Below are 15,094 nucleotides of genomic sequence, written 5' to 3'. Positions count from 1 at the left end.
ACGAAGAACATAGCCCTACCCCAAACGGAGAACCGCCATAACGCGCAAACAAGCCCCCCTCAACAGTGGTTTTGATGCCAGTACCACCGCGCTGCAAGCACTGGCCGCTAAAGACTTGCGCGCAATGACAGCCATCGTCACCGGCGGATACTCCGGAATTGGCCTGGAGGCCACTCGCGCACTTGCAAGTGCCGGAGCACAGGTGATCGTCCCGGCGCGTGATGTGCAAAAGGCGCAGCGCAATCTGCACGGCATACAGGGCGTCGAACACGCCCGTCTGGACCTGATCGACGCGGCGTCAATTGAGCGCTTTGCCCAAGGGTTTATTGCGTCCGGGCGGCCATTGGACCGGCTGATCAATAGCGCCGGAATCATGGCCACGCCGTTGCACAGAAGCGCCGCCGGCCTGGAAGCACAGTTTGCCACCAACCACCTCGGCCACTTTCAACTGACCGCCCGGCTGTGGCCGTCCTTGTGCAAGGCTAACGGTGCGCGCGTAGTGTCGGTGTCGTCTCTGGGTCATCGCCTGAGCCCCCTTCATTTCGAAGACCCGCAGTTTGAACGGCGCGCTTATGACAAATGGCTGGCCTACGGGCAATCAAAAACCGCCAACGCACTGTTTGCGGTGGCGCTGGACACACGTGGCGAGGCCCACCACGTGCGTGCCTTTTCAGTGCACCCCGGCGAAATTCTTACTGACCTGGTTCGCTATCTGGACAAAAAGGACTTGGCGTTCGTCGGCGCGCTGGATGAACACGGCACTGTGCGTGCGGCCAGCCATTACAAAAGCCCCGCACAAGGCGCCGCGACGCTGGTGTGGTGTGGCGTCAGCCCGCAACTTGAAGGCATGGGCGGCCTGTACTGCGAGGACTGTGAAGTCGCCACGCCCACTGAAGATCACACCCAGCGCAGCGGCGTTCACGCCTGGGCCATCGATCCGGAGCAAGCCGAAAAACTCTGGGCGCTGAGCGAACAACTGAGCGGCATCACGCTTGAGTGACGGGCGCCCACCAGCGCGGCAACAATTGGCGAACGCGCGCTTCGCCAAAGCGGTCGTCAATCAACATCACCACGCCCTCATCCTGCTGGCTGCGAATCACGCGCCCCGCCGCCTGCACCACTTTCTGAATGCCGGGGTACAGGTAGGTGTAGTCGTAACCGGACCCGAAGATCGACGCCATGCGCGCTTTCATCTGTTCGTTGATCGGGTTCAGTTGCGGCAAACCCAGGGTGGCGATGAAGGCGCCAATCAAACGTGCGCCGGGCAAATCAATGCCTTCGCCAAACGCACCGCCCAGCACGGCAAAGCCGATGCCTTGGCTGTGCTGGGTAAACTGGTTGAGAAAACCCTGGCGTTCGGCCTCGGCCATGCCGCGTGACTGCAACCACAGCGCCACCTGCGGGTGGCGCTCGGCCATTAACTGCGCCACCTGCTGCAGGTAATCGAAGCTCGAGAAAAACGCCAGGTAATTGCCGGGCCGTTGCGCGAATTGCTCGGCGATGAGCTCCACGATGGGTTCCAGCGAAGCTTGGCGGTGCACAAACCGTGTGGAGATCGCATCGACGATACGCACCTGCAATTGCTCGGCCTTGAACGGCGATTCCACGTCGATCCACGCAGTATCCGCCGGCAGGCCGAGCAAGTCGGCGTAATAGTGGCGTGGGCTCAGGGTCGCGGAAAACAGCACGCTGCTGCGCGCGGCGGTCAGCCTGGGCCGAATGAATTCGGCCGGCACCACATTGCGCAGGCACAGGGTTGAAGCACTGCGCTTGCCACCGAACTGGCGCTTGCTGATATCAAAGATGAAGTGTTCGTTGAACAGTTCGGCAACTTTGGCAAATTGCAGCGCTTCGAAATAAAACGCCTGCAGGTCGCCGCTGAGGGCTTCGGGGTGATCGTTGAAGTAGTCGCCCAGGGCGCTGGCGCAGAGGCTCAGCGCCTGCAGCAGTTTTTCGGGTTTGTTGGCGTAGGCCTGGTACGGCGCGAGCTGGTCCTTGTGCAGGGCGTTCCATTCGCGGTTCAGGCGTTGCAAGGGTTTCTTCAGCGGCTCGGGTGCGCTGTCGCGCAAGGTCTTGAGGCTGTATTGGTCGAGGCTGGCGCTGTACATCGAACGCGCGCGCTCTACCAGGTTGTGGGCTTCGTCCACCAGCACGGCGGCGCGCCATTGGTTCAACTGGGCCAGGCCGAACAGCATGGCGCCAAAGTCGAAATAGTAGTTGTAGTCCGCCACCACCAGGTCGGTCCAGCGCGCCATTTCCTGGCTCAGGTAATACGGGCAAACGTCATGGGCCAGCGCCACGTCGCGCAGGTTGCGCTGGTCCAGCAGGCGCACCTTGGACGCGGCCGTGCGCGCGGCCGGCAGACGATCGTAAAAGCCTTTGGCCAACGGGCAGGAATCGCCATGGCAGGCTTTGTCCAGGTGTTCGCAGGCCTTGTCCCGCGCCACCAGTTCGAGCACGCGTAGGGGCAAATCGGGGCTGCTGTCGTAAAGGACTTGGGCGGCGTCCAGGGCCAGCTTGCGGCCCGGCGTCTTAGCGGTAAGAAAAAACACCTTGTCCAGCTGCTGCGGCGCCAGGGCCTTGAGCAGCGGAAAGATCGTGCCGACGGTTTTGCCGATGCCAGTGGGCGCCTGCGCCATCAGGCAACGGCCGGTACTGACGGCTTTGTAGACCGATTCTGCCAGGGCGCGCTGGCCGAGGCGAAAGTCGGCGTGGGGGAACGCCAGGCGCTGGGCGGCGCTGTTGCGCGCGTCGCGGTGCTGCATTTCCAGTTGGGCCCAGCCCAGGAACAACGCGCACTGTTGGTTGAAGAACCGTTCAAGGTCGGCCGCTTCAAAGCGCTGGTTGAGCAGGGTTTCGCCCTCGCCGACGATGTCGAAGTACACCAGCGCCAGGTCGATCTCTTGCAGGCCAAGCTTCTGGCACATCAACCAGCCGTATACCTTGACCTGCGCCCAATGCAGTTGACGGTGGTTGGTAGGCTGGGCGTCGAGGTCGCCGCGATAGGTTTTCACTTCTTCCAGGCGATTGCTGTCCGGGTCGTAGCCGTCCGCCCTGCCCCGTACTGTGAGCTGTTGGTATTGGCCTTCCAGCGCGACTTCGTTCTGGTAGTGCGCGCTGCGCCGCGACGCCACGGTGCGGTGGCCGACGATACCTTCCTGGGCGCTGGGCGACGGCGTGAAGCGCAGGTCGAGGTCGCCGACCTTGGCCGTGAATTCACACAGCGCGCGCACCGCAACGCTGTAGCTCAAGCTGGCTGCGCCCAGCGCACATAACAGACGGTGACCGGCATCTGGTACTCGCCACAGAACTCCAGCCAGCGCAGCTGGTTGTCCTGCAGGCGGTCGCCGGGGCCCTTGACCTCGATCATGCGGTAAGTCTTTTGGGCGGGCCAGAACTGGATCAGGTCCGGCATGCCGGCGCGGTTGGCGCGGATGTCCAACAGCAAGCGTTCAAACCAGTAGCGCAGGTGTTCGGCGGGCAAGCAGTCCAATGCTTGCTGCAGCAGGTCTTCACTGAGCAGGTTCCAGAACACAAAAGGCGACTGGATGCCCCATTTGTCGACGTAACGCTGGCGGATGGTGGCCTTGTAACGCTCATCGCCAAGCTGCTCGAAACATGCCGCGAACAACGGCGCGCGGCGCTGATAGAAATCCTCACTGTGCAAGTCCACCGGCCCGCGCTGGAACGGGTGGAAAAACGAGCCGGGCAGCGGTGCAAAAATCGCCTCCCAGCACAACAGACCGAACAGGGAGTTGATCAGGCCATTCTCGACGTAATGCACCGGCGCATCGGGCTCACTGAGGTGCGCCTGCACGCAGTACTCCACTGACATCAGCGGCTGCGGCACCTCCAGCGCCAGATCCAGACGCGTGACGGGCCGCGGCTTGGCCTTGGGCAACGCCGGCTCCCCCAGCTTGCGCCGCAGGCGTGGCAGCACGCGCAGCAGGTGTTGCTGCTCGGCGGCGCTTTCCGGAGCCTGTTGCGCGGCGCACGCCAGGGCCATGGCTTGCGGGTAATCCTCCTGGCGCTCCAGCACGCGAATCAGGCGTGAGCGGGCGCCGGGATAGGCGCATTGGCGGTAAATCCGTTGCGCCAGGTCCAGTTCGGCGCTGCGTTCGCAGTACTGGCCGATCTGGAACAACAGCTTGGCGCGACGCTTTTCCAGCCACGGGTTATCGGTGCACAGCGTAGCGATTTGCGCGAGTACGCCGTCCAGTGCCTCCCCCGCTTCAAAGGCCTGCTGGCATTGATGCAGAAACAGAAAACCGACTACGTCGTCACGGGTGCGCAGGCCGCGGGACTCGGCGCAGAACTCGACTTTTTCGTAGGTGTAGATGCCAAGGTCGGCCAGCACGAACTCTGACCAGTCTTGGTGCAGATTGCCAAAGAACATCAGGCGCAAGCGGTCGCACAGGTCCATCACAGTGAGGCTGTACAGTGCATCGCTCAGGTTTGGGCACCACTGGGCAAAGCTGCGCTGCTGCGTAAAATGCTGCGTCAATGGCGCCAGCCAGTCGGCTTTCTTGGCTTTGGGTTGATCAATCCAGGGTTTGAAGGCAGCAAGGACTTCGCCTTTTTGCAGCACGGCGAACAGCTCTTCAACGCACAGCGCGCCTTGATCATCGACCCAACCCTGCTCAATCAGCGCCAGGGCGGCCGAGCGTGTGCAACCAATCTCGAGGTAATTGAGCTTGCTTGCGCGAAAATGCACGCCCTTGCGCATGACCATGCGCACCAACAGCGCCTGTGACGCTTGCGGCAACCTGTCAAATTGCTGAATGAAATGCTGTTCGTCCGCATCAAGCAAATCTGCATAGCGCTGCACCAGCCAGTGCAGGACTTGGCGGAAGTTGTGCAGGTAATACAAGGGATTTTCGAGGGGGTTGGCCATGTCGCGCGCTGATCAAATACTGGTTATGCATACAGAGTGCCGTCGCGCACCCGTTGTTGCAATCGGTAATAGATAAATGGCGCACGCAACTTTTCTAATAAAAAGGATCAGATAGCTCAGTTGATGGCGTAACATTTACGGCCCGCACCCATAGGCTGCGGGACTTTTCAGGGTTAAAGGTAAGGGTTATGAACATGAAGAATTTGGGTCTGCCGCTGGTTGCACTCACTTTTCTGCTTTTGGCCGGTTGCTCAACGCAAACCGTGGTGACATTGCAAAATGGTACGCAGTATCTGACCAAGGACACCCCTAAAACCAAGACGGCCGACGGCTTCTACGAGTTCACCGACATCGCTGGCAAGCATGTGCGCGTCAAGGCCGATGACGTAGCGACGGTACGCAAGGAAAACTGATAAAAAAAGCCCCGCAGATGCGGGGCTTTTTATTGCAGGTTCAGTACCGGTAGTACGGGTGGTAATACGGGTGATAGTAGGGATGGTAATAGTACGAGTGGTAGTACGGCCGGTAGCAGCATGGGCCCGGATAGGCCGGGTACACCGCACACCCGCCCAACCCCAGCAGTACCAGGGCGCACAGCAGCAATCGAAGTCGGGACATGCTCAGCTCCTCACATGACGCGCGAAACATCTCGCAGGTGCTGATTAAACGCGTCAGGCGCACGTAATCCGTCGCAAGGCTGCGCCGCTGATCAATGAAGATTTATTTACCGAAGGATTTTTCCCGCCTGGGCGTTTAACCGATAAGCCGCTTTTATTTTCGAACGTGGCACAACGGAGGAACGACGGCCATGGCACTCATGTCCCGCACGGTACGCGCTCTTTTACTGATTCCCCTGACCCTGGCGGCCCTGGCCTGCGCGCCAGCATTCGCCGACACCCTCATCATTCGCCAGCCACCGCGGGTGATCGTGGTGCAACCACCGCCACCGGTCTATTACGGGCATTGGGGCTATGCGCCACGCCCTTACTACTACCCACATCACTATTACGGCTATGGCTATGGCTACCCCCACCGGCCCAATTGGGGCGGTGGCTGGCGGGGGCAGCACTGGCACTGATCGGTTGCGTGAGTAATCAGCCGATCACCACGCCCTCCGTCCACAGCCCGCCATGCCCCACGCCGACCAGCGTCACCGAGTCGGCCCCAAACGTAAGCACCGTATCGGCGCCGACCACCTTCGCGTGGTCACGCAGGTCGGTGCTGCCTTGCACGTCCTTGAACACCAGTTTGTCGGTGGGCTGGTAGCCAATCACGCGATCATTGCCAAAGTGGCCGCTGAACAAAAAGGTGTTGTGCCCGCTGTTGTCGCGGATCGTGTCGTTGCCTTTGCCACCCTCGATAAAGTCCGCACCGTTGCCGCCCTGGATCAGGTCGTTGCCGTCGCTGCCGATGATGAACGTGTTGCCCTTGTGGGGCTCGGCATTGCGGTTGAGGTCCTGCACCCAGGTGGTGGCCCGCGCCGGATCGGACAGGTTGGCAACAATCACCGTGGAGTCACGGGTCATCTGGTCGTAGAAGCCGGACTCGAGGATGCGCGTCATGCCATCGCCGTACGCCGTCGGCAAATGCGAGACCCAGGTGGGCAGGTTGACGATGGAAAACGGCAGCACATTCCACAGCGTCGAGGCGTAGTGGTCGTTGAAGCTGACGATGTTATCGGTGGTGGACTCGTGGGGTTTGTCGTGCACGCCCAGCGACGACAGGTTAAACGACGAGCCGTCCAGCGCGCGGAACACCGGGTCGTTTTCGTAACCGATATTGAGCACCTTGTCGCCGGCACTCTGTGTCGGCGAGGCATAGGCAACATAGTTGGCGTCCTTGTAGAACCCCGCCCATTTGTTGTTGCTCAAGTCCGCCATGCTGTTGACCGCCAGCCCGCCCAGGCTGTGGCCGCTGACCACCACGTCCTTGCCGGTCAGGCCATGGGCACCGGCGTAGTCGGCAACATTCTTGAGCAAGCCGCCGAAGGCTTCGCCGGCGTAGTTTTTCGCGTAATCCTTGGGCCCCAGGGCCGCGAGCAGATCGCTGATCAAGTCGCCGATCGAGTCGCTGATCAAGGTTTCCCGTGGCCCCGAGGTGCCACGAAAACCGATGCCGATTTCGAGCAGCTTGCCGGCGTCATCGTACTTGCCGAGTACCTCGACCTGGGCCGTGGTGTAGCCGGCTTTTTCCCCAAAGAAGGTGCCACGTGCATCGACCTTGCCGGCGTAGCCCAGAGCACTGGCGCTGATCGGTGTCCAACCGGCTTTCTGCACCGCCTCAAGGGCGGCTTTTTCTGAATCCGGGTTCCACGGGATGCCAGGGATCACGCCCTGGGAATCCGTGCTGCCGAGCAGCGCACCGACCAGCGTGGCCGGTAGCCCCAAGCCCAACCCGTTGTGCTGGTAGCCCACGGCAAAGCCGTTATCCAGGTTGTGATAGGAATACAACGTGATCGCCATGGCATCGGCGAACAACGTTTTGGAGCCCTCGGTGCCAAGGTTTTTATAGTCAAAGATACCCATGGTAGTGCCTCTCTGTTGTTGGATTTGTAGAGAAAGCGAAAACACGTTTCAGCGACGGGCCAGGGGTCCGGTGGGAGCTGGCGTGCTCCCACCGGACACCTGGCCCGCATGCAAAGGTTATGAAGCCTTTAGAACGCCCAGTCGAGGCTCAGCCCCACACCGTGCACTTTGTCCTTGCTGGCCAGCAGGCCGTTGTAGTCAAAGTTCACCCGCGCCTCTTTGCTCAAGGCCAGGCTCACCCGCGCGCCCACCAGCGCGGCATCGCGCACCATCGGCGCGCTTTCAACCGCGAACGACTGGCTGCCCGACGCGAACGCCAGGTGCTGCTCGGAATCAGTGCTGCTCAGGTTGTGCTGCCAGCCCAGGGTGCCGGACACCTCCAGTTGCTGGTGATCGTTCACATTGAAGGTCTTCAATGCACGCATGCCCAGGGTGCTCAACACCACATCGCGGCTGTCGTCGTGGCCTTTGAGCGCGGCGGCGTCGCCTTTTTCGGTAAAGCCATCGGTGTCCAGGTGCACGTAAGCCAGGTTGGCGAACGGCTCCAGGGCCAGCGGTTGCAGATCGACGCGGTAAGCCGCTTCGCCAAACACCTGCGTGCTGCTTGCGTCCACTTTGACTTTCTGCTTGCCGGCCACATCACCGTACTGCAGGTCGCGCTTCACATCGGCGCGATGCCAGCTGTAGGTCGCTCCCCCGCTCAAGCGCAAGGCACCGATCTCATGCCCGGCGTAGGCGCCAAAGTGGTAGCTGTCGACCGAGGCACGTGAGTGGGTGTCGTTGCCCATGTTCAACGAGGTGTCGCTGTAGCCGGCGACCAGACCGATCCGGGTCGCCTCGTCCAACGCACCGTCAACGCCCACAAGCATGCCGCCCAGCGACGTGGTGTAGCCCGCCGTGTCGCTGCGGCTGTCGGTTTTGCCCCAGGCGCCCAGGGCCTTGACCCACACGTTGCCACGGCTGTCGAGGGTTTCGCTGGTAGCGCCCATCTCGCCATTGCGCAAGCGCTCGCCCACGGCTTCACGCACGTAGCGGCTGTCGTTGACCAGCGCGCTCTGCAGCGCCGGGTAGATTTCGCCGGACAGTTGCTGGAACGCGCCCTGCGCCGAGGCCGCCGTCGGCGCCAGCAACAGGCTTTCATACACCGCGTTGCCCGCGCCCAACTGGTCTGCCGCCGCGGCGACCGCACGTTGGTTGGGCGTGACGGCCACACTGGCGAAGCTGTTGGTACGCGCCACATCCAGCTGCACACCGTTGGCGGCATAGTTCAACGTGCCACCGATAAACAGGTAGTTGGGCAGAACCGCACCGAAGCTACCGGTAACCCCACCCGCGGCTTGCAGGATGTTGTACTGGCGACCGATCAGGCTCTGGGCCTGCGCGTTTGTCAGCAGTGTCGGGCTGTTTTCCAGGGCCAGGGTCACGGTGCCGCCATTGAGTGTGGCCGTGCCACCGGCGACGATCCGATCGCTGCTGGTTGGCGACAACTCGACCGCATAGGTCGAGCCCGCGTCGAAGGTGACATTGCCAGCCACATTCAGCGTGCCGATGGAATTACCCGGCGCCACGGTGCCGCCGCTTTTCGCGGACAGCGAGCCAATACGCCCCGAGCCACCGACCACGCCGCTCTGGCTCACTGTGACGTCGGAGGTAACCGAGCCATTGATCGCCAGCAAGCCCTGATTGACCAGGGTCGGGCCGCTGTAGGTGTTGTTGCCGGTCAGCACCAGTGCACCGATGCCCTGCTTGGTCAGGCCGCCGTGGCCGGAGATGTTGTTGCTCCACACGTCCAGCCCGCAGTGCACGTCGGTGCACAGACGCTGGGTCGGTTTGCCGGCATCCACCACGGCGCCGATCCCTGGCAAATTCGCCACGAACTGCCCGTTGCCATACGCACCGTCGATGCGAAACTCGGCCGGGATATCAGCGCCGGTAATGAACATCCCCGGGCCGTTGACCGCCTTGCCCAGGTTGATCATGCCCCAGCCGTACAGCGCGTCGATGCCTGGCGCGCCGAGGTCGGTGGCGGTGGTTTTGAGCACGGTGGAGACCTGATCGCCGCTCATGTACGGGAAGCGTTCCATCAACACCGCCGCAGCGCCGGCCACGTGGGGTGCGGCCATGGAAGTACCATTTTTATTGGCCCAGTCGGTGGTGAGGTTTGACAGATCGGTGCCATTGATGATCGAGCTGAAGATCTTGGTGCCCGGCGCCGACACACAAAAGCTTGCCGCATACCCGCAGCGCGACGAGAACGTACTGATCACATAAGGATCAGCGCTGGCGGTGTCCGGGTTTTGCTGCAAGGCCGCCACCGACAGCCAGTTTGGCGCAATGTCCGGCACGAAGTAGGCCAGGCCCGACATCGCATCCGGGTTGTTGCGGTTGTAGTCATTACCGGCGGCAAAGATGGTCAGCACGCCGCTGCGGGCCGCGTCGATTGCGCCTTGATAAGCCCCGCCGGCAAGCGTGCCGAGGATCGGCCGGATAACGTTGAACTGCGCCTGCGCTTCATTGACCGTGAAATTGGGGAATGCCGGATCGCGGCCGCCCTTGGCGTACTGGTCACCGATACCGATGCCCCAGCTGTTGTTGATGATGCGCGCGCCATTGGCGACCAGCCCATCCCAACCGGCTTTGTACACCGCGCCGTCGTTACCGAGGATGATCCCGTCTTCCGGGCCCGGGTCGCCGTTTTCGGCGCTGAGGATTTGCGCATTGAACGCCACGCCATGCATCGGCCCACCATCGCGATTACCCGCGGCAATGCCGCCGACGTGGGTGCCATGGTTACCCAGCTTGCCGTTGGAGTCTTTGGATGGCGTGCCGTCATAACGGAACGCATCGCCCGCCTTCACCGGAATGTAGGGGTCGGTGTATTGGCGAATGCCTTCGGTGACAATGGTCACCACCTTGCCGGGGCTGTCGAATTCGGGGTGCTGCGCGTACACCGGCTGGTCGAAGATCCCCAGCTTGACGCCCTTGCCGGTGTAGCCCGCGGCGTAGGCGGCATCTGCGTGCACCGCGCCCAGGCCCCAGTCGGCCTTGAATTCATTGCTGCGCCAACTGGCCGCGTCGCCCAGCTTGCCCGCTTCCACATAGGGTGCGGCCTGGGCGGTTCCCAGGCTTGCCAGGCAGCACAGCAACGCGCCGTATGGCACGCAGGTCAAGGCCTTGAGCGGGTAGCCCGGGCCGGTGTGAGTGGCGGTGATTAACCCTGACTTGCGTTTGTTCACGGTGACCTTCCTTAGTTTTCTTATTGCCGGTATGTGAATCACTTTTCTTCAGCGTCGCCTGTCTAACGTGGGCGCTGGCGTGCCAGCGCCCACAGTTCTTGACCTGCGTTGCTCTCTAGAACTGCCAGTTGAGGCTCAGCCCCACGCCCTGGGTTTTCTCGCGGCCACCCAACTGGCCGTTGTAATCCAGGTTGACCCGTGTGGTCGGGCTCAACGCCAGGCTGGCCTGCACGCCAACCAGCGCCGCGTCACGTAGCAACGGCGAACTGCGCACGGCAAATGACGGCCCGCCGGCAACAAACGCCAAGTGTTCTTCGGATTCCACCGCCGTGAGGCTGTGCTGCCAGCCCAGCGAGCCGGACAGTTCCAGTCGCTGATGGTCATTCAAAGGCAAGGTTTTCAACGCGCGAAGGCCCAGGGTGCTGAGCACCGCATCACGCCGGTCACTGCCACGCTCCAGGGCTGCGGCGTCGCCTTTTTCGTGGAATGAGTCACTGTCCAGGTGCACGTACGCCAGGTTGGCGAACGGCTCCAGCGCCAGCGGTTGCAGGTGAATGCGGTACGCCGCCTCGGTAAACAGCTGCGCCGTGCGTGCATCCAGCTTGGTCTTTTGCTTGCCGCTGACGTCGCCGTATTGCAGGTCGCGTTTCACATCACCGCGATGCCAGCTGTAGGCGCCGCCGACGCTCACGCGCCAGTCACCCAGTTCCCGCCCGGCATACGCACCGAAGTGGTAACTGTCGATGGACGCCGATGAGTGCGTGCCACTGCCCAGGTTCAAGGAGCTGTCGCTGTAGCCAGCCACCACACCCACGCGGGTCTGCTCGTCCAACGCACCGTCCACACCGGCCAGCAAGCCACCGATCGAGGTGGTCGAGCCTGCGGTTTCGCTGCGGCTGTCAGCCTTGCCCCAGGCGCCGAGGGCTTTGAGCCACAGGTTACTTTCGCCGCTCACCGGTACATGGCGCAGCCGCTCACCCACAGCATCACGCAACTGCAGGCTGTCGTTGATCAGCATCGCGCCAATCGCTGGGTAGACCTCGCCGGACAGTTGCTGCAAGCCTTGCCGAGCGGTTGCCACGGAATCGGACTGCAACAGGCTTTCATACACCGGGTTGCCCGCGCCCAGTTGCTCGGCAGCGGCGGCGACAGCGCGCTGGTTACGGGTGGCGGCAACGCTGGCAAAGGTCGCACCGTTGCGCCCCACGTCCAGTTGCACGCCGTTAGCCGCATAGTCGAGGGTGCCGCCGAGGAACAGGTAGTTGGGCAGCACTTGGCCAAACTGCCCCTGGATGCCGCCCGCCGCCTGCAGGATGGTGTATTGGCGGCCGATCAGGCTTTGCACCTGGCTCTGGCTCAGCAATGTCGGGCTGTTTTCCAGCGCCAGGGTGACGGTGCCGCCGCCCAGTACGGCTTTGCCACCGGCGACAATGCGGTCGCTGCTGGTCGGGGTCAGTTCCACCGCATAGGTGGAGCCCGCGCCCAGGTTCACATCGCCCGCCACCTGCAAGGTGCCGACCGAATTGCCCGGCGCCACGGTGCCGCCGCTGTTCACCGCCAAGGCGCCGATTCGCCCGGAGCCGCCGAGGGTGCCGCTGTCGTTCACCGTCACTGCCGAGGTCAGCGAGCCGTTTACCGCCAGCAGGCCGCCATTGACGCTGGTCGCGCCGCGGTAGGTGCTGTCGCCGCTGAGCAGCAAACTGCCGGCGCCGGATTTGATCAGGCTGCCTTCATACACGCGGTTCGCGGCGGCTTGATCACGGGCGGTGCCGATCGCGTAGTCAGTCTGGTCCTGCTGGCTGGCAGTTGCGCCCACGCCGTTTTGCCAGCCCTTGTCGATCAGGGTTTGCTGCCAGGCCGTGTGCTCGGCGCGGTCTTCGGCCTGGCGCTGGAGCAACGCCTGGTCGGTGATGCCGTTGCTCCACACATCGCCCTGCCCGGCCGCCAGGTTGACGTTCATCGAGCCGAGCAATTGCCCCGGCCCGTGCATCGCCCGGCCCAGGTCCGGCACGCCCCAGCCCACGGTGGTATTGGGTGCCTGAGTGATCGAGCCGTCGAGTTGCGTGGCGGTGGTCAACAGCACCTGCAACGCCTGCTCATTGTTCAGGTACGGGTAGCGTTCCATCACCAGCGCCAAGGCGCCGGTGGCGTGCGGCGCCGACATCGACGTACCGGACTTGACCCCATAACCGCCGCCGGGAACGGTGCTGTTGATCAGCGCGCCCGGGGTGGAAATACACCAGTATTTGGCGATGCCGCACTTGTTGTATTTCTGGTTATTCGCCTTGTCCAGGCCCGACACGGCCAGCCAGTGGCCTTCCAGCTCCGGCTGGAAATAGGGCAGCGCCGAACGCACGCTGGCATTCGCGTAACCACTGTTGCCGGCGCTGAACACATTGATCACGCCGGCCTTGGCCACATCCGCTGCCGCATCCAGCCAGGTGCCCTGGTTGTAATGCTGGGCGTAGCCGGCGTGCAGGCCTTCGAGGGTCTGGTAGCTGACGTCCGGCGGCTGGCTGCCCCAGCTGTTATTGATGGCGCGCACGCCGGAATCCACCAACGCGGTGTACACCGCCTTGAAGTATTTGGGGTCCGGGGTCGGGCCAAACAGGAAGCTGTCGTTGGCGTTGGTATTGCCCACATAGACTTGCGCGTTGTACGCCACGCCATGCATGCCCACGCCATCGCGCGCCGCGCCCATGGTGCCGGTGACGTGGGTGCCGTGGGAGTCGTTGTTGGGGTTGAGCGCGCCGGTGGTGCTGAACGCGCTGCCATTGACGTAAGTGCCGGTGGCCGTAACCGGGTGGAAGCGGTCTTTGGAGGCTTCCGGGTGATCGGTATCGAACCCGGAGTCCAGCGCGCCGATTTTTACCCCGCTGCCGCTGATCCCGGCGGCGTAGGCCTCATTCGCCTTCATGCGGTCCAGGCCCCAGTCACTCTGGAACTCGGCCGAACGCCAGCTGGCGGGGTTACCCAGTAAACCGGTCTCGGTGTATTGCGCCTGTGCCGCAACGGACAACAGCAGCAAGGAACCTGCGGTAAAGGGTTTGAAGCGTGATGAATCGGTGATCATCTAAACCATCCTTATTGTTTTTATAACTGCTCATTTCACCGGGCCGAACGCCTCATCGACTTTCGCCAGGTCGGTGTCGCGCAAGTTGCCCGCGTAGTAGTGCAATTTGGTCCAGGCCATCAAATAGTCATAACGCGCCTGGGCCAGGTCGCGACGGGTGCTGTACAGCTGCTGCTCGGCGTTCAACGCATCCAGGTTGACCCGCTCGCCGCCAAGGATGCTCTGCTTGGTCGATACCACCAGCGCCTCGGCCGAGGTCAGGGCTTTTTGATACGCGCGCAATTTGCTCACCCCGGACAGGCACGCGCTGAACTGGCGGCGCAGCTCGATCAGGGTTTCGCGCGTCTTGCCTTCCAGCTCGTACTCGGCCTGCTCCATGCCGCGGCTGGCTTGGCGGGTGGAGGCCGAAATACCGCCACCGGCATACAGCGGCACGCTGACTTCAATGCCGATGGTGTTGGTGTCGTAGCGCTGGTTGTAGGTGTTGCCGCTGTCGGATTCCTGTTTGCGCGAGCTGGCATACGCGGTGATCTTCGGCAGGTGCCCGGCGCGGTTGCGCTCCACTTCATAGCGCGCCACTTCCACGGCCTGGCGTTGGGATGCGAGGGTCGGGTTATTGGTGATCGCCAGTTCATGCCAGGTGTCGTAGTTGGCCGGCGTCAGGGTGAAGGCGGCGAAGCTTTGGTTCAGTGGCGCCAAATCCTGGATGTTGACGCTCTGCACACCGATCAACGCGCCCAACTCCCTCAGCGACGCGTCCTGTTCATCCAGCGCCTGGATCTCTTCGGCAGTCGCCAGTTCATAACGCGATTCGGCTTCGAGGATGTCGGTGCGTGTGCCTTCGCCCTGCTGGAACAGGTGCTGGTTTTGCTGGAACTGCTGCTCGAAGGCCTTCTTTTTGGCGCGGGCGATGTCGATCTGGTCCTGGGCAAACAAGGCCTGGGTGTAATAGCTCAGCACCCGCACCAGCAGCGCCTGGCTCTTGTCGCGAAAGCTTTCATCGGCGAACAACGACTGGGCCACGCCCTTGCGGTAGTTGGCATAGGCTTCGTAGTCGAACAGCGGCTGTTGCAGGCTGAAGGTGGAGCCATAACTGTTGTAGTTGCGGTCGTCGCGGTAGTTGCCGCCGCGCCCGTCCGGCAGGTGCGCCTCAGAGTTGTTGCGGCCCTTGTTGTAGTTGTACGACAGCTTGGGCAGCAGCCCGGCGCGGCCGATGGTGCGGTTTTCCAGGCCGGCGTCGCGCTCCTTGATCGCGCCGAGAAACACCGGATCGTTGCGCAAGGCTTGCTCATACACATCAAACGGGCCCATGGCAGCCTGGGCAGAGCCACACATCAACAGCAGCGAAATGAACACAGGTTTCATG

The 15,094-nt window shown here is 62.4% G+C and carries 10 protein-coding genes; 3 read left to right on the top strand and 7 right to left on the bottom strand.

The window, feature by feature from the left end; all coding sequences use genetic code 11:
* Window positions 1-37: 37 nt before the first annotated feature.
* Window positions 38-1,000, top strand: coding sequence for an oxidoreductase (locus tag C4J83_RS14660; RefSeq protein WP_124417427.1), 963 nt, complete (start codon window positions 38-40; stop codon window positions 998-1,000).
* Here C4J83_RS14660 and C4J83_RS14655 read toward each other — a convergent pair.
* Together C4J83_RS14655 and C4J83_RS14650 are read right to left on the bottom strand one after the other, a co-directional pair.
* A complete protein-coding gene (locus C4J83_RS14655; protein ID WP_124417426.1) occupies window positions 987-3,251 on the bottom strand; it encodes an ATP-dependent DNA helicase in 2,265 nt (754 codons plus the stop codon). The genes C4J83_RS14660 and C4J83_RS14655 overlap by 14 nt on opposite strands.
* Complete coding sequence (locus C4J83_RS14650) at window positions 3,248-4,894, bottom strand: VRR-NUC domain-containing protein (protein ID WP_124417425.1); 1,647 nt, start codon at window positions 4,892-4,894, stop codon at window positions 3,248-3,250. Before C4J83_RS14650 ends, C4J83_RS14655 begins: the two co-directional genes overlap by 4 nt.
* 188 nt (window positions 4,895-5,082) lie before the next feature.
* Between C4J83_RS14650 and C4J83_RS14645 the strand changes: the two genes are divergently transcribed.
* Complete coding sequence (locus C4J83_RS14645) at window positions 5,083-5,307, top strand: YgdI/YgdR family lipoprotein (protein ID WP_106578113.1); 225 nt, start codon at window positions 5,083-5,085, stop codon at window positions 5,305-5,307.
* Window positions 5,308-5,347: 40 nt separating this feature from the next.
* On the opposite strand, the gene C4J83_RS30510 is transcribed toward C4J83_RS14645, so the two are convergent.
* The gene (locus tag C4J83_RS30510) at window positions 5,348-5,512 is read right to left on the bottom strand and encodes a hypothetical protein (protein ID WP_164487936.1); all 165 of its coding nucleotides are present in this window, start codon (window positions 5,510-5,512) and stop codon (window positions 5,348-5,350) included.
* A 190-nt stretch (window positions 5,513-5,702) separates the two neighbouring features.
* Here C4J83_RS30510 and C4J83_RS14640 point away from each other — a divergent pair, with 190 nt between their 5' ends.
* Window positions 5,703-5,972, top strand: coding sequence for a hypothetical protein (locus C4J83_RS14640; RefSeq protein WP_119740575.1), 270 nt, complete (start codon window positions 5,703-5,705; stop codon window positions 5,970-5,972).
* Between the two features lie 16 nt (window positions 5,973-5,988).
* On the opposite strand, the gene C4J83_RS14635 is transcribed toward C4J83_RS14640, so the two are convergent.
* From C4J83_RS14635 to C4J83_RS14620, 4 genes are all read right to left on the bottom strand, one after another.
* Entirely contained in the window at window positions 5,989-7,419 is a 1,431-nt protein-coding gene (locus C4J83_RS14635) for a polyurethane esterase (RefSeq protein ID WP_106578111.1), read from the bottom strand.
* Between the two features lie 128 nt (window positions 7,420-7,547).
* Complete coding sequence (locus C4J83_RS14630; protein ID WP_124417424.1) at window positions 7,548-10,655, bottom strand: autotransporter outer membrane beta-barrel domain-containing protein; 3,108 nt, start codon at window positions 10,653-10,655, stop codon at window positions 7,548-7,550.
* A 115-nt stretch (window positions 10,656-10,770) separates the two neighbouring features.
* The gene (eprS, locus tag C4J83_RS14625; RefSeq protein ID WP_124417423.1) at window positions 10,771-13,728 is read right to left on the bottom strand and encodes an autotransporter serine peptidase EprS; all 2,958 of its coding nucleotides are present in this window, start codon (window positions 13,726-13,728) and stop codon (window positions 10,771-10,773) included.
* A gap of 30 nt (window positions 13,729-13,758) precedes the next feature.
* The gene (locus C4J83_RS14620; protein ID WP_106578108.1) at window positions 13,759-15,093 is read right to left on the bottom strand and encodes a TolC family outer membrane protein; all 1,335 of its coding nucleotides are present in this window, start codon (window positions 15,091-15,093) and stop codon (window positions 13,759-13,761) included.
* Window position 15,094: the final 1 nt, after the last annotated feature.

This window comes from Pseudomonas sp. LBUM920, from assembly GCF_003852315.1.
GTDB lineage: Bacteria > Pseudomonadota > Gammaproteobacteria > Pseudomonadales > Pseudomonadaceae > Aquipseudomonas.
This window is presented reverse-complemented; position numbering and strand designations above follow the sequence as displayed.

Bases quoted from the DNA above. Each gene is read 5' to 3' on its own strand.
- C4J83_RS14645 (WP_106578113.1), top strand. From the start codon at position 5,083: ATGAACATGAAGAATTTGGGTCTGCCGCTGGTTGCACTCACTTTTCTG.
- C4J83_RS14640 (WP_119740575.1), top strand. From the start codon at position 5,703: ATGGCACTCATGTCCCGCACGGTACGCGCTCTTTTACTGATTCCCCTG.
- eprS (WP_124417423.1), bottom strand. From the start codon at position 13,728: ATGATCACCGATTCATCACGCTTCAAACCCTTTACCGCAGGTTCCTTG.
- C4J83_RS14620 (WP_106578108.1), bottom strand. From the start codon at position 15,093: ATGAAACCTGTGTTCATTTCGCTGCTGTTGATGTGTGGCTCTGCCCAG.
- C4J83_RS14650 (WP_124417425.1), bottom strand. From the start codon at position 4,894: ATGGCCAACCCCCTCGAAAATCCCTTGTATTACCTGCACAACTTCCGC.
- C4J83_RS14635 (WP_106578111.1), bottom strand. From the start codon at position 7,419: ATGGGTATCTTTGACTATAAAAACCTTGGCACCGAGGGCTCCAAAACG.
- C4J83_RS30510 (WP_164487936.1), bottom strand. From the start codon at position 5,512: ATGTCCCGACTTCGATTGCTGCTGTGCGCCCTGGTACTGCTGGGGTTG.